Annotated in this window: 16 protein-coding genes and 1 tRNA gene; 15 read left to right on the top strand and 2 right to left on the bottom strand. The window is 40.9% G+C overall.

Annotated elements, in window-relative coordinates:
* Positions 1 to 72: 72 nt before the first annotated feature.
* The 7 genes from H562_RS0102785 (at position 73) to H562_RS0102750 (ending at position 10,275) form a co-directional block, all read left to right on the top strand.
* Positions 73 to 3,060 carry a SusC/RagA family TonB-linked outer membrane protein gene (locus tag H562_RS0102785; protein WP_027376119.1) on the top strand — a complete coding sequence of 996 codons (2,988 nt, stop codon included), beginning with the start codon at positions 73 to 75 and terminating at the stop codon, positions 3,058 to 3,060.
* Positions 3,061 to 3,086: 26 nt separating this feature from the next.
* Positions 3,087 to 4,703: a SusD/RagB family nutrient-binding outer membrane lipoprotein gene (locus H562_RS0102780; protein WP_027376118.1), complete on the top strand. Its 1,617-nt coding sequence runs from the start codon at positions 3,087 to 3,089 to the stop codon at positions 4,701 to 4,703.
* Positions 4,704 to 4,786: 83 nt separating this feature from the next.
* The gene (gene argS, locus H562_RS0102775) at positions 4,787 to 6,547 is read left to right on the top strand and encodes an arginine--tRNA ligase (protein ID WP_027376117.1); all 1,761 of its coding nucleotides are present in this window, start codon (positions 4,787 to 4,789) and stop codon (positions 6,545 to 6,547) included.
* A 168-nt stretch (positions 6,548 to 6,715) separates the two neighbouring features.
* Positions 6,716 to 7,765 (top strand): AMP-binding protein, encoded by a 1,050-nt coding sequence (locus H562_RS0102770; protein WP_027376116.1) that lies wholly within the window; start codon positions 6,716 to 6,718, stop codon positions 7,763 to 7,765.
* Positions 7,766 to 7,874: 109 nt separating this feature from the next.
* Positions 7,875 to 8,267 (top strand): alternative ribosome rescue aminoacyl-tRNA hydrolase ArfB, encoded by a 393-nt coding sequence (arfB, locus tag H562_RS0102765; protein ID WP_027376115.1) that lies wholly within the window; start codon positions 7,875 to 7,877, stop codon positions 8,265 to 8,267.
* Between the two features lie 505 nt (positions 8,268 to 8,772).
* Positions 8,773 to 9,747, top strand: a complete 975-nt coding sequence (locus H562_RS0102760) for a deoxyhypusine synthase family protein (protein ID WP_027376114.1) — start codon at positions 8,773 to 8,775, stop codon at positions 9,745 to 9,747.
* A 231-nt stretch (positions 9,748 to 9,978) separates the two neighbouring features.
* Positions 9,979 to 10,275: an MGMT family protein gene (locus tag H562_RS0102750; RefSeq protein ID WP_027376113.1), complete on the top strand. Its 297-nt coding sequence runs from the start codon at positions 9,979 to 9,981 to the stop codon at positions 10,273 to 10,275.
* A gap of 78 nt (positions 10,276 to 10,353) precedes the next feature.
* Here the strand turns inward: H562_RS0102750 and htpG are convergent, their stop codons facing one another.
* Positions 10,354 to 12,246 (bottom strand): molecular chaperone HtpG, encoded by a 1,893-nt coding sequence (gene htpG / locus H562_RS0102745; RefSeq protein ID WP_027376112.1) that lies wholly within the window; start codon positions 12,244 to 12,246, stop codon positions 10,354 to 10,356.
* Between the two features lie 738 nt (positions 12,247 to 12,984).
* A complete protein-coding gene (gene recA, locus H562_RS0102740) occupies positions 12,985 to 13,998 on the bottom strand; it encodes a recombinase RecA (protein ID WP_027376111.1) in 1,014 nt (337 codons plus the stop codon).
* Between the two features lie 147 nt (positions 13,999 to 14,145).
* On the opposite strand from recA, the gene H562_RS0102735 reads away from it, so the two are divergent.
* From H562_RS0102735 to H562_RS15760, 8 genes are all read left to right on the top strand, one after another.
* Positions 14,146 to 14,216 (top strand) — tRNA-Gln (locus H562_RS0102735).
* A 214-nt stretch (positions 14,217 to 14,430) separates the two neighbouring features.
* On the top strand, positions 14,431 to 14,739 hold the full coding sequence (locus H562_RS0102730; RefSeq protein ID WP_027376110.1) for an ArsR/SmtB family transcription factor: 309 nt from the start codon (positions 14,431 to 14,433) through the stop codon (positions 14,737 to 14,739).
* Positions 14,740 to 14,774: 35 nt separating this feature from the next.
* Positions 14,775 to 15,242, top strand: coding sequence for a DUF6428 family protein (locus tag H562_RS0102725; protein ID WP_027376109.1), 468 nt, complete (start codon positions 14,775 to 14,777; stop codon positions 15,240 to 15,242).
* A gap of 15 nt (positions 15,243 to 15,257) precedes the next feature.
* On the top strand, positions 15,258 to 15,890 hold the full coding sequence (locus H562_RS0102720) for an arsenate-mycothiol transferase ArsC (protein ID WP_027376108.1): 633 nt from the start codon (positions 15,258 to 15,260) through the stop codon (positions 15,888 to 15,890).
* Between the two features lie 3 nt (positions 15,891 to 15,893).
* Positions 15,894 to 16,940, top strand: a complete 1,047-nt coding sequence (gene arsB / locus H562_RS0102715) for an ACR3 family arsenite efflux transporter (RefSeq protein WP_027376107.1) — start codon at positions 15,894 to 15,896, stop codon at positions 16,938 to 16,940.
* A gap of 424 nt (positions 16,941 to 17,364) precedes the next feature.
* Positions 17,365 to 17,739, top strand: coding sequence for an ArsR/SmtB family transcription factor (locus H562_RS0102710; protein WP_027376106.1), 375 nt, complete (start codon positions 17,365 to 17,367; stop codon positions 17,737 to 17,739).
* On the top strand, positions 17,736 to 18,335 hold the full coding sequence (gene merTP / locus H562_RS0102705) for a mercuric transport protein MerTP (protein ID WP_027376105.1): 600 nt from the start codon (positions 17,736 to 17,738) through the stop codon (positions 18,333 to 18,335). Before H562_RS0102710 ends, merTP begins: the two co-directional genes overlap by 4 nt.
* A gap of 1 nt (position 18,336) precedes the next feature.
* Entirely contained in the window at positions 18,337 to 18,543 is a 207-nt protein-coding gene (locus tag H562_RS15760) for a GDCCVxC domain-containing (seleno)protein (protein ID WP_083993621.1), read from the top strand.
* Positions 18,544 to 18,569 lie beyond the last annotated feature (26 nt).

The following is an 18,569-nucleotide window of genomic DNA, read 5'->3' as shown; positions in this document are numbered from 1 at the left end:
TTTTTTAACAAATTGTTTGGTCATATAAATTAAAGTTTGCACTTTTGTGGTAATGAAAAAATTTAATTTGATATGAAGAAACTAACAACAAGCGTTTTAGCAGTAGTTTTGACTTCGTCATTTGCTTTGGTAAATGCGCAGAAAAGGGATACCGCCAGAACGCAAAACATTGACGAAGTTATTGTCACTGGAGCATTAGGTATTAAAAGAACCGCCGACGCTACAACCTCTGCACAGCAGGTTGTAAGTGCCGACGAACTTAACCAGGCCTCGAACCCAAACGCGGTGCAGGCACTTTCAGGAAAAGTAGCAGGTTTACAAATTAACCTGAATAACAGCTCTGTTAACAGCAGCAGTTCAATTCAGTTAAGAGGTATGCGTACAATTTCCGGTAGTAACGAAGCATTGATCGTAATTGATAATGTTATTTCTACCGCTACAGTTTTGGCAAGTTTGCCACCGGACATCATTGAGTCAATCAACGTTATTAAAGGAGCACAGGGTGCGGCCCTTTATGGTGCAGACGGGGTAAACGGAGTTGTGATTGTTAGCACAAAAAAAGGTGCTAAAAACAAACTTTCTGTAACCTACGACGGCTCTGTTGATTTTGAGTCTGTTGCCTTCACACCGAAGAGACAGAGTAAATATGGCCAAGGCTGGGACAAAGCAAGAGATCAGTATGAGAATGGAGCTTGGGGACCTGCCTTTGACGGAAGTGCAACTGTTTACGGTTTACCAATGTACGACTACAACGGAGATGGCACTATTTCCCTGAACGGTATAGGTTGGGGTGATGACGAATTCAGTGGTGATAACCTGGCCGCTATTCAGGGCGCCTATATCGCACGCCCGGACGAAATCAAGAAGTTCTTCCAAACCGGTACAACTTTCAGCAACGGAATCACAATCAATGCCGGCGACGAAGGAAAGTATGCATTATTCAATGTAAATAACACCAGAAGAGATTTCGTTATTGATGGTGATAAATCCAACAAAACATCTGTATTGTTTAAAGGAGGTACTAAACTTGGGAAATTCTCCTTTGATGGAGGGTTTAACTACATCCGTACCGACTTTTCCCAAACTACACTGATGTACGACGAAACAACAAATGATGCTCTATATTGGAGTTTGCTGCAATCTGCCCCGGACATCCCGATTACAAGCTATCAAAACTATCCGGACAATGCGTTCGCCTGGAATATCTACTATCAGAATCCATACTGGAGAATGAAGCACGTGCGTGAGGATTATACAAGAAATTACTTTAGCGCAAATTTAGGTACAGGCTATGATATCAATGATCACATTAACGTACGATATACTGGTAACCTGCAGCAGACCAACACCAATTCAATGAGACACAGGGATGCATTTAGTACTGCAAAGTACAGTGGTGCTGCCGGAAGTTCTGTTAAAAGCATCGCTTCAGCGCTATTCCTTGATAACAGAGATTATACCGATTACTACGGTGATATTCTTTTGAACTTTGACTACGATTTAACCAGTGATTTAAACCTAAAATTAAACGTAGGTCATAACTACCAGGAGCATAGATTACAAATAATGCAGAATGGTGGAAGCAACTTAGCGGTGCCAGGAGTTTACGTAATGACGAATGTAACCAAGCCACTGGCTGCGGGTTCTACAAGTCTTACGAACGGAACATACAGAAAAAATTCCCAGGCAGTATTCGCGAATTTAGATTTAGCATATAAAAACTATTTATTTTTAAATGCAACAGGTAGAAATGAATGGTCTTCTGTACTTCCGAAAGCACACAACTCCTATTTTTATCCATCTGTAGGTTTGTCCTTCGTCCCAACAAAAGCTTTTGATTTTGGTGGCGATATCTTAAACTATTTAAAAGTCTCTGGTAACTACACACGCGTAGGGAACTCCAGTGTTATCGATTGGTATTTAATTAATCGAACTTCCGAGCTTGTAGCTGGTTTCCCACTTAACGGTGTGAACTCCTACAGAAACGGAATGGTACAGACAGATCCAAACATCCGACCAGAATTCGTTACCACAGGTGAGGTTAACTTAGATCTTGGTTTCTTGAGAGACCGAATCAGACTTAATGGATCTGTTTATCAGCAGGATACTAAAGATTTGATTACTAAACAGACTGCATCTTCTGCTTCCGGTATCAATCAAAAACTGATTAATATCGCTAAGATGCGCTCAAAAGGTGCGGAAATCAACCTGAATCTGACACCATTTAAATCTGCTGACTTCAAGTGGGAACTTAATGCAGGTTATGCATATAACGAATCTATCGTACTCGATATCATGGAGGGAGTGGATGAAATTAGTTTAGTTTCCGGTAGCAAATGGGGTATCTATGCTCAAAAAGGGTCCATTTTCCCATTGATTAAAACTTCGATGATGCAGAGAGATCCTGCTGGTCGTATCATTATTGATCCAGCAACAGGAAACCCGCTGATTACAGCTACCCTGGAAAATGCAGGAAGTGCAGTACCGAAAAGTACGTATAGTTTTAATACCAATATATCTTACAAAGGATTGCGACTAAGTGCTGTTGCAGATTACAGATATGGTGCTAAATTTATCGCTGATGTTATTGATGGTTTAGCTTTTGGTGGAACATTATATGAGTCAGGAGAAGTTGACAGAGAAAATGGTGGTTACATCATTCCTAATTCTGTAATTCCAGATGGAAACGGTGGCTATACACCAAATACCACTGTTAAAACTGGAGGAGATACTTACAGTAGTGTTATCAGCTATTTCAGTGGTAAATATTCCAGTTACGGCGAGAACGTGCTTGTAGATGGTCAGGCTTTTAAACTAAGAGAGGTTTCATTGTCATACACGCTTCCAAAAGATCAGACAAAAGCTTTTGGTGTAGACGAGATCACATTTGGAACATATGCCAGAAATCCTCTCCAGAAGTTTGCTGATAACAATTTAGATTACGCAGATCCTGAAACGAGCTATTATTCAGGTTCTACGAATAATGCGAGGGGTATCGCATCTCGTACACAATACCCAAGTACTAAAGTTTATGGTTTTTCCTTAAACGTAAAATTCTAATTTAGCAAAAATTATTCTTAACAATTATGAAAAAGTATATTTTAATCACACTGTTAGGCGTCGGACTGGTTTCGTGTAGACTAGACGACAACTTAGATCCTAACAAAGTCCTGTCTGATCAAACGACCCCCGAACTTAGACTTTCCGGTGCTTCTACTACCGCTTACGCCACCCTAGCGGGCAACGGGGTGAATGGTGCTACTGGTAACGGGAATGGTATGAATGCATTGGGAAATGCATGGACTAATACTTGGTCTGGAAACTTCGCGACGTATGGTAACCCATACACTACCGAAGCAGATCTTGATATTTCAACAACGTACAGACAAATCATCTTTACCGAAACTTATAAAGTTTTAACACGTTTCCAAAGAATCATAGACTTTGGTGATAGTTATGGTAATTATGTTGCGATTGCAAAAATCCAGAAGGCTTTCTATATGCAGTATTTAGTTGACCTCTACGGGGACATTCCTTACTCAGAAGCATTTCAGGAAGCAGATAACCCAACTCCTAAATACGACAATGATGTTGACGTTTATAAAGGACTGGTAGGAGAATTACTTCAGGCTCGCACTTTAATTGACTCGTACGGCACAAATCCTCAATATAAGGTAACTGCTACATCCGATCCAATATTTAAGGGAGATATGACGAAATGGAAAGAATTTGCAAATACAGTTTTACTTAAGTATGCAGTTCGTCTTTCAAATACCACTGATGCTGCGGGAATCGCATTGAGAAATCAAATAATCACTGCACTTGCCGGTGCTACTTATGTTACTTATGATGTTTCGATCAATCCAGGATACAGTAACGCATCTCCGGATACTCAAAACCCGTTGTATAATGCGTTCGGTATCAGTACTGCGAGTGGTGCAAGTAATACAAACGGCTATCTTTTACAGACTGCATCAGACCACGCAATTAAAGTATTACAGGGTGATCCTTCAAAGATTACCAGTGGTGTTTCTGATCCCCGTATTGATTTCTTATTCACAAAGGGTAAAAAATACAACAATACGGCAGCTGGTGGCGAAACAGGTTATTTTGGATATCCACAGGGTATGACTAATGATGATTATAAGGTTTACATGGGCTATACTGTAGATGCCAGAAAACCTGTTACCGGAAACTTCTCGTTTCTTGGTGGAATCTTCCTTACAAGTGCCGGCGCCAGTGCCAACGGTTATTTGATGATGAAGGCTGAAAGTGAATTCCTACAGTCCGAAGCAGCTCTTCGTGGCTATGCAGGATTCTCAGGTGATCAGGCGCATTTCCAACAAGGTGTAACAGCATCATTTAACTTTGACGGTAAGAGCGCAGATGCTGCAGGGTATATCGCTTCTATCAGTTCAAAACCAAAAGTGGGCTGGGCAGGATCTACAGAAGATAAAATCGCAGCTATCCAATATCAACGTTGGGTTGCACTTATCAACTACAATGGAATTGAATCTTACATCAACTATTTGCGTACCGGTTACCCAGAAACTCCTCTGGCTACAACTGCTACAAAACCAAATAAACCATGGAGATTACTTTATCCGGCAGCGGAATATTCAAGTAATACAGCAAACGTACCTGCTATGACCCTTGCAGATGCATTTACTAAAAATTCATTTACACCGTTTATCTATAAATAATTTATAGAATCCGGCTAAAACAGAACCACTCCTTCCCGGAGTGGTTTTTTAATTTCCGTACATTTGTATTTCAAATTAACAGTATGAACATCAAGAATACTATCGAAAACAAAATCTCCCAAATCATTCATACGCTTTATCAAATCGGCGAATCTGCTGTTGAGGTTCAGCAAAACAAAACAGAATTCGAAGGCGATTTTACGCTTGTGACTTTTCCATTGGTAAAGATTCTTAAAAGAAGCCCCGACCAGATTGCAGTTGAAATCGGTGACGCCTTACTTACCCAGGCCGACTTTGTTGAAAGCTATAAAGTGGTCAAAGGGTTCCTGAATATTTCCATTAAAAATAAATTCTTTCTCAACAACCTTAACTCAATTACCCGGGATTTTGATAAAATCGACAGTAAAAATGAAACTGTCATGGTTGAATATTCTTCGCCAAATACCAACAAGCCTTTACACCTAGGTCATATCAGGAACAACCTCCTCGGATATTCTGTGTCGCAGATCTTAAAGGAAGACGGCTACGATGTGATCAAAACCCAAATCATCAATGACCGTGGAATTCACATTTGCAAATCTATGCTTGCCTGGGAAAAATCGGGCACACAGGAAACGCCATATTCCACAAATATTAAAGGTGACAAACTTGTAGGGAATTACTACGTTGCTTTCGACAAAACCTACAAAAGCCAGATCGCCGAACTTGTTGCTGCGGGCAAAAGTGAAGAAGAAGCAAAAAAGACGGCACCGGTTATCCAGGAAGCACAGCAGATGCTGTTAAACTGGGAGAAAGGCGATGAAAAAGTCCGCCAGCTCTGGCTCGAAATGAACAGCTGGGTTTACGAAGGTTTTGCCGAAACCTATAAAAGGTTGGGCGTTGATTTCGACCAGATTCAGTATGAAAGCGACACCTATCTATTGGGGAAAAACATGATCCAGGAAGGTTTGCTGAAAGGTGTACTCTACCGAAAAGAAGACGGTTCTGTTTGGTGTGACCTGTCGGATGTAGGTCTCGATCACAAACTGCTCTTGCGTTCAGACGGCACGTCGGTGTACATGACTCAGGATCTTGGTACGGCAGTGCAGCGCTTTGAAGAAAACGACATCCAGAAACTTATTTACACGGTCGGCAACGAACAGGATTACCATTTCGATGTGCTGATCAAGATCCTCAAAAAATTTGGTTATCCATGGGCCGAAAACCTCTACCACCTTTCATACGGCATGGTAGAACTCCCGGCCGGCAAAATGAAATCCCGCGAAGGAACAGTGGTTGATGCCGATGACCTTATGCAGGAGATGTATGAAACTGCAAAAGAAAAAGCCCAGGAGCTCGGTAAACTCGAAAATCTCTCCGAGGTGGAAAAGGAAAAATCTTACGAAACTGTGGGACTTGGCGCTCTGAAATATTTCATGCTCAAAGTGGATCCCAAGAAGAAAATGCTCTTCAATCCCGCAGAAAGTATCGATTTCTCCGGCAATACAGGACCTTTCATTCAGTACACATACGCGCGGATCCAGTCGCTTCTTGCAAAGGCAGAATACGCAGCGCAGCCGGTGGACAGTTACGAGCCCAACGCTTCGGAAAAGGAACTCGTGATGAATCTCTCGAACTTTAAAACCGTGATTTCGCGTGCTGCCGAAACCCTTTCTCCGGCACTTATTGCCAACTATATCTACGACGTGGTAAAATCCTACAACTCTTTCTACCAAAACAATCCCATCCTGAATCAGGAAGATGAGAGCGCAAAACATTTCCGGCTGGAACTTTCAGCACTTACCGGCAGAACGATTAAAAAAGGCCTGAAACTTCTGGGGATCGACACGGTTGACCGGATGTAAATTTTGGGCGTGCCCCTTTTGCCACTGTCAAGCCTTCAAGGTTTTAAAAACCTTGAAGGCTCCCCCACCGCCAAGGGTCGGTCTCCGTCTCCCAATCCCCGAAGGATCGGGGGATTTCCGCCTCCGCCCTCACGCGGCGTAGCGCTGACCCATAATTTATATCCAAGTATGAAGATTAACTTTCCAACCACAGACTTCCCGCTCGCCGAAACAGAATTTGACCGCGAAGTTCTTTCTTTTCTGGACGAATGGTTTTCTGAGTCAGAAACAGTGAAAGTACAGTCCTCCGGCTCTACCGGGACGCCAAAAGTTTTTGAAACAGAAAAAGGCCGCATGCGCAGCTCAGCAAAACTCACTTGTGATTTTTTTCAACTAAAAAAAGGTGACAGCGCGCTGCTTTGTTTACCTGTGCAGTACATTTCGGGCAAGATGATGGTGGTGCGCGCTGTGGAAACACAGCTCAGCCTGAGCGTTGTTCTACCGTCAGCAAAGCCTCTTCAGGACTTGGAAGAAGAAACTCACTTCTGCGCGATGTCGCCTTTGCAGGTGGAAAACTCACTGGATAAACTTCATTTGCTCCGAAATCTGATTATAGGTGGCGCTGCAGTTTCAGAAACATTAAAAAATAAAATTCACACTTCGCTGGCTTCTGTGCGCGCGCAGACAACGATTTATGAAACCTATGGTATGTCGGAAACGCTGTCGCACATTGCGCTTAAACAGATTTTTCCGGTGAGCGATGACTATTTCCAGGTTTTGGGCGACGTAAAGATTGATCTTGATCCACGCGGCTGTTTGATGATCAACGCACCAAAGTTAAATCCGGAAATTTTGGTCACGAACGATTTAGTCGAAATAAAAGAAGCTAATGAAGGAGGGCAAGCTCCGGCAAAATTCCGGTTTTTGGGCCGTATAGATAATGTGATAAATTCTGCAGGTCTTAAGATTTATCCCGAGCAGTTAGAAGATCTCGTAAAAAGAATCCTGCCACGTGAAGTTGTTTTTCTGGGCCTTCCGGATGAAACACTGGGTGAAAAACTCATCCTCGCAGTTGAGGGTGAAGAAAATCCTTCCATTTTTCAAAAGCTGAAAACCGTTTCCTACCCCACCAAAAACCATCAGCCAAAAGAAATATTCTTCGTAAAAGAGTTTCCGCGGATTCCGAACGGGAAAATCAACAGACTGAAACTGAAGAAAGATATTCTTGCCCTTAAATAAAAGATCGGGATTAAGAATTTTTAACGGCAAACTGAAAATTTTCTATTTAAATAAACCTTACTTTTTTCCTTTTGCGTATTAACATTTAAATTTGTTAATTACATGTCCAATGAAAGATTTCAGGAGAGAACTCACTTATAAAACCTCGCGCAGCAGTGGCGCGGGCGGACAGAACGTGAACAAGGTAGAAACTGCAGTCACGGTTTTATGGAACGTACACGAAAGTGAATCTTTCTCCATCGAAGCCAAGGAAATGATTTTCGCCAAACTCAAGAACCGGATCAATGCGGAAGGTGTATTGCAGCTCACCGCTTCCGAAAGCCGCACGCAAATTCAGAATAAGAAAACCGCAACCGAAAGAATCCTTCAGCTTGTAGAAAAAGCACTGTTTATACCCAAACACAGGAAAGCTACAAAACCTTCGCGCTCTAAAATCGAAAAACGGATTAAAGCGAAAAAGCAGCTTTCGGAGAAAAAGGAAAACCGCCGGTTTAAATTGTAAAGCCAATGTTAGGTAATGTTGATTATGGTATTTGTTTGACTGCCGTGATAAAATTTTAAGGATTTCGCCCTTTCAGGGCTCCTAACTATTCACCTTCTTTTTCACAGGACTGCGTCCTGGGCTGATGACATCATCCTTTCAGGACTGGATTGCACTTTACAATTGCAATTAAAAAAATCGTGGCTTATGTACGCGAAGATCAGATCAGGATTTCGCCCTTTCAGGGCTCCTCAACTATTCACCTTCTTTCTCACAGGACTGCGTCCTGGGCTGATGATATCGTACTTTCAGGACTGCCCTGCACCTCACAATTGCAATTAAAAAAGTCGCGCCTTACCTACGCGTCACGATCAGTCCTATTCTGATGACATCATCCTTTCAGGATTGTGAGGTTATCAACTGAGATCTTTTTTTTCGCTAAAGTCCCCGCTCGCCGGTTCTGCGCGTCCCGCTTCTCGCCGGCGAAAATTCTTAAAATTCCTTACCTTTGTGAAAACAAAAAATTATGAGTAAACCGATCACGGAATTTATTGAAAAATATTATCTGCATTTTAACTCTGCCGCCTTAGTCGATGCCTCCAAAGGTTACGTGGCGCACCTGAAAGACGGTGGAAAAATGATGATTACTTTGGCCGGTGCCATGTCTACCGCAGAAATCGGTAAGATCCTCGCCGAAATGATTCGTCAGGATAAGGTAGATATCATTTCCTGCACGGGTGCCAATCTGGAAGAGGATCTGATGAACCTCGTGGCGCATTCACATTACGTTCGTGTTCCCCATTACCGGGACCTGACACCGCAGGAAGAATGGGATCTGCTGGAAAAAGGCCTGAACCGTGTGACAGACACCTGCATTCCCGAAGAGGAAGCTTTCCGGCGTCTGCAGAAACATATCGTAGAGATTTGGAAAGATGCTGAGGCCAAAGGTGAACGCTATTTCCCGCATGAATATATGTATAAAATGCTTCTTTCAGGAGTACTGGAGCAGTATTACGAAATTCCGAAAGAAAATTCGTGGATGCTTGCTGCGGCAGAAAAAAATCTGCCGATCGTGGTGCCGGGTTGGGAAGATTCTACCATGGGAAATATTTTTTCGAGTTACTGTATAAAAGGTGAACTAAAACCTTCGACGATGAAATCCGGCATTGAATACATGATGTATCTTGCAGATTGGTATCCGAAAAACTCGGGTGGAAAAGGTGTTGGTTTCTTCCAGGTTGGCGGCGGAATTGCCGGCGATTTCCCGATTTGTGTAGTGCCGATGCTTTATCAGGATCTGGAAATGACGGACATTCCGTTCTGGTCGTATTTCTGCCAGATCTCTGACTCTACAACTTCTTATGGCTCTTATTCCGGTGCAGTTCCCAACGAGAAAATCACCTGGGGTAAACTGGACATCAATACACCGAAATTTATAGTTGAAAGTGACGCAACCATCTGTGCGCCGCTGATGTTTTCTTACATTTTGGAAAACTCCTAAAGTTCGGAATTGCTATAAAAACTGTGATCCTCCATTTTTTGGGGGATTTTTTTTGGAGCAGATCAGATCCGGACTCTCCGAAAGCTCGGTCGCGCTTTCCGCTGTATCTTTCGGCGGCGCTGGCGCGCCGCCGAAAGGATGCCGCTGCAATCACGGCTATAAGAAAAGCAACAGTGTATTGCGCAGTTTTTTCCTTGGGATTTATTTTCACAAAAAGATTACCTTTAAGCAATGGATCCGCTGTTTCGAAAACATATTTACGATATCACCCGCGCTATTCCCCGCGGCAGGGTGACGACTTACGGCGCCATTGCTCTGGCCGCGGGCTATCCGCACCACGCCAGGCATGTCGGCCAGGCTATGGGTTTTGCACCGCCCGATGTGCCGGTGCAACGCGTAATTGGTGCCGGCGGCAGGATTGCTGTCATGGCACATGCTGCCATTCTCAGCGGCGAAGGTCTGCATGTAGAAAACTTTCGGGTAAGGAGTTTTGACAAGGTGTTCTGGAATCCGCTCGAAGAGCTGTAAGTCATCAAAAAAAACCTGCCAACATTCTAAAATGCTGACAGGCTATTGCAAAACTGAAAAACAGTTATCTCTTTATATTTATTTACTCAGATTCTGATAACTTCTCTGGATAAAATCGGTAAGATCTTTGCCCTTCAACAGATTTTGGGAGAGTTTCGCCAAATCCAAAGCATATTTAATTTTTGAATTTTTATCCTCAGCACTGTCTGTTTTCAAAATGTCAGACGCCAGTTCACTGTTTGAATTCACCACCAGATTATACATTTCCGGGAAACCGCTCATACCAAACATGCCGCCGCCACCTGTCGCCTGCATATCTTTCATTCTGCGCATAAACTCGGGCTGGGTGATGATGAACGGCGCTTCCGTACTGTCCAGATCCTCTACCTGTATTGTAAACTTTGTATCATTTACAGCTTCTTCAATATTCTTCTTCAGTGATTCTTTTTCAGTATCGTTCAGTTTGGAGACTGCAGCATCTTCTTTCCTGATCAGATTATTGATGTGGTCTGCGTCAACTCTTGCAAAAGTGATCTTTTCCTTTGCCTGCTCCAACTTCTGGATAAGGTGTGGCACGATCGGTGAGTCGAGCAGCAGTACTTGGTAACCTTTCTCTTTGGCAGACTGTATGTAACTGTGCTGCTCATCAGCATTGGTTGCATACAGAATTACGAGATTACCGTCTTTGTCGGTTTGGTTATCTTTGATCTTTTCAGAAAGTTCGTTCCACAGATAGTAGTTCCCGTCGGTTGTCGGATAAAGCGCAAACTTATCGGACTTATCGAAGAATTTTTCTTCTGAGATCATTCCGTATTCGATAACGATCTTGATGTCGTTCCATTTTTTCTCGTAATCCTCGCGGTTTTCATTAAACAGGGAGACCATTTTATCGGCCACTTTTTTAGTAATGTAGGAAGATATCTTTTTTACCGCGCCGTCAGCCTGCAGATAAGAACGCGAAACATTCAGCGGAATATCCGGAGAATCGATCACGCCACGCAGTAACATAAGGAAATCCGGTACAATCCCCTTCACCTCATCGGTTACGAAAACCTGATTTTGGTAAAGCTGAATTTTGTCTTTTTCAATATTTAAACCGTTAGTGAGTTTAGGGAAATAAAGAATTCCGGTAAGGTTAAACGGATAATCTACATTTAAATGAATATTAAAGAGGGGTTCCTCAAACTGCATTGGATACAGCTCATGGTAGAACGCTTTGTAATCAGCCTCAGTCAACTCACTTGGAGTTTTTGTCCACGCGGGGGTTGGATTGTTGATGATATTATCAACTTCTACGGTTTCCGGCTTCGCATCTTCAGCGGCATCTTCCGGCAAAGGAAGCGTTTCTTTCTTAGTTCCAAACTTAATAGGAACAGGCATGAATTTATTATATTTCAACAACAGTTCGCGAATTCTGGACTCTTCCAAAAACTCTGTAGAATCTTCAGCGATGTGGAGGATAATTTCTGTTCCCCTGTCGGTTTTTTCTGAAATTTCTTCCAGCGTAAATTGCGGACTTCCGTCGCAGATCCATCGTACCGCAGGTTCGTCTTTATAAGATTTGGTAAGGATCTCCACTTTTTCCGCCACCATAAACGCGGAGTAAAAGCCAAGACCAAAATGGCCGATGATTCCGGAATCTTTTGCGGAATCTTTGTATTTTTCCAGAAATTCTTCCGCACCGGAAAAAGCCACCTGATTGATGTACTTCTCTACCTCTTCAGCGGTCATACCGATGCCCTGATCTTTGATCCGGAGTGTTTTATTTTCTTTATCCACGGAAACTTCAATTTGCGGCGTACTGTCGGAAATCTCGATCTCGCCGATGCTGCGCAGATGTTTAAGTTTTAGGGTCGCATCAGTTGCATTAGAAATAAGTTCGCGCAGGAAGATTTCGTGATCGCTGTAAAGAAACTTTTTTATCAGTGGGAAAATATTATCCACCGAAACATTAATATTTCCTTTTGTCATGTTAATTGATTTTTAAGTTCTGCTGTTGGTTTCTCAAAAAAAACACCAATCTTCCGAAGGTGACATTTTGTCAAAGTTTCGAGGGAGTTAGGAAGTGCTTTACCATTTAAATAGCTTTTAAAAATTGGGAGAGAGAGAGAGAGAGGATCATGGCTGAAGCCCAAAACCCCCGGAATAAATTTTGGATAAAGCCGAAAACAGTCTGAAGGAATCGGGCTAAAGCCCGCCGCTATCGATCCAATAATACCAAAGTTTTTAATAGTTATATTATAAAAAGCAAAGCCTTTGGCAATAATCTTTTACTAAGTCCAGCGCGCAAAAAAATGAAAATAGAGTTAGAATCTATTAATCTTGCTTAATGGTAAAGACCTCCGGAATTTTAAATGATCATGTTAAAAATTCCGTTTTCTTGTATCGCTTCCGCAATCAGTTCTTCGAATAGCAGAAAATGTAGAATAAAGGAAAAAGTGCTTAACGAATAAGTTTTGGCTAAAGCCGAACGCAATTTTTTTTAAAAAGAAAGCGGGCTAAAGCCCGCTCCTATTAATCCAGCTGGATTCTTTAAAATAATTACTGTAAAAAAACAAAGGTCAGTTTGCGCTAAAGTCGAGCGCAATTTTTTACAAAAAAAAAGCGGGCTAAAGCCCGCCCCTATTGATGACCAATGGAAAATATTTAGTGCGGATATCAAAAAAGACAGCAAAATTATGCTGTCTTTCTGTATAAAGTTGACTTAAGTTACTTACTGTCTTTTCGGGATTTGACCTCCTCCTTGATCTTTGCTTCAAGTTCGTCGGCAAGTTCAGGATTGTCTTTCAGCATATCACGTACCGCATCACGGCCCTGACCGAGTTTTGTATCCTCGTAACTGAACCACGAACCGCTTTTCTTCACAACACCCATGTCCACGGCTGCATCCAGGATTTCTCCGGTTTTAGAAACGCCTTCGCCGTACATGATATCAAATTCCGCCATTTTAAATGGTGGAGCGACTTTATTTTTTACGATCTTCACTTTTACGCGGCTTCCCACAGCCTCGTCGCCCGTTTTAATCGGCGCACTGGCCTTTCTGATATCAATCCTTACGGAGGCGTAAAACTTCAGCGCATTTCCGCCGGTTGTAGTTTCCGGATTTCCGAACATTACACCGATCTTCTCCCGAAGTTGGTTAATGAAAATAACAGTTGATTTGGTTTTTGAAATTGTACCGGTTAGTTTCCTCAGCGCCTGCGACATCAGTCTCGCATGCAGACCCATTTTAGAATCGCCCATTTCACCTTCGATCTCGGCTTTTGGCGTCAAAGCTGCGACAGAGTCAATCACCACGATATCTACGGCTCCTGAACGGATCAGGTTGTCGGCGATTTCCAGCGCCTGCTCGCCGTTATCAGGCTGGGAAATGATCAGATCATCCAAATTGATTCCCAGCTTTTTTGCATAACCTCTGTCGAAGGCATGCTCGGCATCGATAAAAGCTGCTATGCCGCCTGCTTTTTGCGCTTCTGCGATCGCGTGCAAAGTCAGCGTAGTTTTACCGGAGGATTCCGGACCGTAAATTTCGATCACCCTTCCTCTTGGATAGCCGCCCACGCCCAATGCCAGGTCAAGACCCAGGGAGCCTGAAGGAATTACTTCGATGGAATCGTCTACAGAAGTGTCGCCCAAAGTCATTACGGTGCCTTTTCCGTAGGTTTTATCAAGTTTATCCAGCACTAAGGCAAGTGCTTTTTTCTTATCTTCGATACTGCTCATTTGTAATAATTATTTGCTCAAAAATACGATATATTAATTAATTAACCGAGCGGGAATTATAATTTCTCGCGGCAAATAAAAATAATTTTTCAATTTTTTTTGTTCGGTAAAGAAAATTTTTCTAGATTTGCACCACCAAAATCAAATAGACCCATGGTGTAACGGTAGCACTCTGGTTTTTGGTACCATCAGTTGGGGTTCGAATCCCTGTGGGTCTACAAACAACTACTGTTAATCAGTACTTTACGATTATTAGGGACTAAATCAGGGACTAAACGTTCCTGATTTTTTCTTTTATAACTGTCAAAAAGTTTCCTCAGAAGACACTCCTCATTCTCCAATTAAACAAAAGAAAATAATTACACCTTGAAATTTATAGGAATTGATTTATTTATCGTAATATTGCGATTAAACAATAAATAAGTAATACATATGTACACTGAAGATCAAAATGAAATCGCACTATTCGCAAAAGTCTTCGGACATCCTGCGAGAGTGGCTATTCTACAACAGTTATTTAAAATAGATGCCTGCTACTGCGGGGATTTATCAGAAGAGATTGGTTTAGCACAACCAACCATTTCCCAACACTTAAAGGAGTTGAAAAACACAGGATTAATCAAAGGAACAGTAGAAGGCGTAAAAGTCTGCTATTGTATTGACAAAGAAAATTGGAGTAAAATGAAAAAATTACTGCACGGATTTTTAGATCAAAATATTCCTAATGCGGATTGTTGTTAAATTATATAGTAAATCAATCATAAAATCAATATAAAATGAAACTTTCAGAAATTAAGAGCAAATTGAATAAATTGGAAACCATCGCTTTTCAATTGCCCAACGGAGAATTAGTGCCTAGTCACTTCCACGTGACTGAAATCGGAAAAATCACCAAAAACTTCATTGATTGTGGGGGAATAGTTAGATATGAAGAAGTGGTGAATTTGCAATTATGGAATGAAAATGATTATGACCACAGATTGCAACCAGAAAAATTATTGAACATCATCGAGCTTTCCGAGAAGACTTTGAACATTGGCGATTTGGAAATAGAAGTTGAGTATCAAGCTGACACGATAGGGAAATTCGGATTAGACTTTGACGGAAAAAACTTCTTATTGACCAATAAACAAACAGATTGTTTAGCAAAAGACAAATGCGGAATCCCAGCAGAAAAATCCAAGTTGGTACTATCGGAATTAAACAATGCGTCAACTTGTACGCCAGGTGGTGGTTGCTGCTAAAATTAAATTATAGAGATGAATACTACAAAACCAGCATTATTTTCAAGGATAGAAGAAGTAATTCAGACGATAGAACCAAGAACAATTTCAGCCGATCGCCAAGTCGTTTTGCAACCCTTAATTGATTTTATTCAAGGGAAGGTTTTAACTAATCAGGAAGTCAGAATTAACTTTATCTGCACGCACAATTCACGGCGAAGTCATCTATCTCAAGTTTGGGCACAAACCATGGCGCGCTATTTCCAGATCGATAACGTTTTTTGCTATTCCGGCGGAACAGAAGCTACGGCAATCTTCCCGACGGTTATAGACACTCTTGAAAAAGCAGGATTCCAGATCCAGATGATTTCAAAAAATCAAAATCCAGTTTATAGCATTAAATTTTCTGCGAACGAACATCCAATTATTGGGTTTTCAAAGAAACTAGACCACGATTTCAATCCAAAATCTGGTTTTGCAGCAATCATGACTTGTGATTCAGCCAATGAAGCATGTCCGATTGTTTTTGGTGCCGATATACGGATTCCGATCATGTATGAAGATCCAAAAGTAGCAGATAACACGCCTCAACAAGAAGAAAAATATCAGGAAAGAAGTATGCAAATTGCAACCGAACTATTTTATGTATTCTCTAAAATAAACGCTTAAAAAATGGCAACAAAAAAACTAAGTTTTCTCAATAGTTATTTGACTCTTTGGATATTTACCGCGATGGTTATTGGTGTTGGAATTGGATATTTTTTTCCATCTTTTCCAAGTATGATCAACTCTTTCAGCAGAGGGACCACTAATATTCCAATCGCGATTGGATTGATTGTTATGATGTATCCGCCTTTGGCAAAAGTGAATTATGCGTTGCTTCCGAAAGTTTTTAAAAACACAAAAATCCTTTCTACTTCACTGCTTTTGAACTGGATCATCGGTCCGATTTTAATGTTTGTATTGGCCATTACGTTTTTACGTGATTATCCCGAATATATGGTAGGAGTTATTTTAATCGGACTGGCACGATGCGTGGCAATGGTCTTAGTTTGGAATGATCTGGCAGAAGGCGATAGCGAATATGGCGCCGGTTTGGTGGCACTTAACAGTATTTTTCAAGTCTTTGCGTATAGTTTTTATGCATGGATTTTTATTACGGTGCTTCCTCCTTATTTCGGTTTTGAAGGGGCGATAGTTGATATTTCTATTGGCACCGTTGCAGAAAGTGTTGCAATTTATCTCGGATTACCTTTTTTACTTGGAATTGTAAGTCGGCTCATCTTAGTTAAACAAAAAGGAGAAAAATGGTATTCCGAAAAATTTATTCCTGCCATCTCACCCTTAACTTTAATTGCACTGCTATTCACAATCGTCATTATGTTCTCGCTAAAAGGGGAACTTATCGTAGAAATCCCAATGGATGTTTTAATTATCGCGGTGCCGTTGGTTATTTACTTTAGTTTAATGTTTATCATCAGCTTTTTTGCTACCAAAGCCATAGGAGCCAATTATAAACAAAACGCGGCAGTTTCATTTACAGCCGCTGGCAATAATTTTGAACTTGCCATAGCTGTTGCGATCGCCGTTTTCGGACTCAATTCAGGTCAAGCGTTCGCGGGAGTAATTGGACCGTTGGTTGAAGTTCCAGTGCTGATCTTGTTAGTTCGGGTTTCTTTCTGGTTGAAGAAAAAATATTACAACAATGAGCATTTATAATCTAATAATTGATGTTGGACAGGCAGGGTTATACAAGTAAGTCAATCAAATTATATAATCTTTTATACAATCTCTAAAAGTCTGGAGATGCATGTTTACAAACTTCATGCTATATGAAGTGAGCATCAAGCACACGATGTGGTTCAAAAAATGCAGTTCGTCCACTCAAATATTTTACGAAAAAGGGTGTAATGTGGGACAGCCTAAAGAACAATTTGATGTTTAATTTGATGTACTAGTTTTTTAAGTAAAATGGAATAATCGGAAATCGTTTAATATTTATTGCAAATAAAAAAAACAGCAACAGAAATACCGAACCTTAGTGGTAAGGTTATGATGACACAACCCGACAGATAAATCGGGTTTTTTTGAACTTTTTTATTTAAGTAGTTGCTTAAATAAACAAATTGAATACCTTTGCATTATGGATAACATTTCTTGCATACGACAACAAGCGGATATTAAACAAATAAACCGTTGTAAAGACAGAGTTTCGGAACTCAGCGGCTCGTTTGACTATTTGTCGAACGGACTTGAATTAGCGGGTAACAACGTAAGACTGAAAATTCTGTTTCTGCTTTATGAAGAAAAACGTCTTTGTGTTTGCGACATCAGCGACATTCTTGGTATGACAATTTCCGCAATTTCTCAACATTTGCGAAAACTCAAAGACAGAAAACTAATCGAAACGGAACGAGAAGCACAAACCATTTTTTACTCGTTGACGAAAGAGTATGAAAAAATGTTGAAACCATTTTTCAAAATACTTGACGAAAACAAAATTTTAGAAACAATATGAAAACCGACAACAAACTAATCGGAGCAGGACTTTTGACAGCTATTGCAGCTTCATTATGTTGCATTACACCAGTATTGGCTTTAATAGCAGGAACAAGCGGACTTGCATCATCTTTTTCTTGGCTTGAACCATTCAGACCATATTTTATTAGCTTGACAATTTTGGTGCTTGGATTTGCTTGGTATCAAAAATTGAAACCTAAAAAACAAATTGACTGCAATTGCGACATAGAAGAAAAACCACAATTCATCCAGTCAAAAAAGTTTTTAGGAATTATTACTGCATTTGCAATCGTTATGCTTGCCGTTCCATATTATTCGAGCATCTTCTACCCAAAGACGGAAAAGCAAATCATCGTTTTTGACAAATCCAATATTCAAAAAGTGGAATTTTCAATTAGAGGAATGACTTGTACCAGTTGCGGTGAACACGTAAATCACGAAGTGAATAAATTGAAAGGAATTATAAATTCAAATGCATCATATGAAAACGGAAACGCAATCGTAGAGTTTGACAATTCCAAAATAAACATTACCGAAATTGAAAAAGCAATTAACTCAACAGGATATTCTGTAACCAACAAAAAAGAAAATTAAAATGGAAACCATATTAAAATCAATAATCACTTGCCCAAATTGTGGACACCAAAAAGAAGAAACAATGCCGACAGACGCTTGCCAATATTTTTACAAGTGTGAAAAATGCAAAACTGTTTTAAAACCACACGAAGGTGATTGTTGCGTATATTGCAGTTATGGAAGTGTTGCTTGCCCCCCAATTCAGCAAGAAAAAAAATGTTGCTAAAAGAAAACTGAAAGATATACAATATG

The organism is Kaistella palustris DSM 21579 (genome assembly GCF_000422265.1).
GTDB lineage: Bacteria > Bacteroidota > Bacteroidia > Flavobacteriales > Weeksellaceae > Kaistella > Kaistella palustris.
The sequence above is the reverse complement of the archived record's forward strand: the minus strand, read 5'-3'. Positions and strand labels throughout refer to the sequence as shown.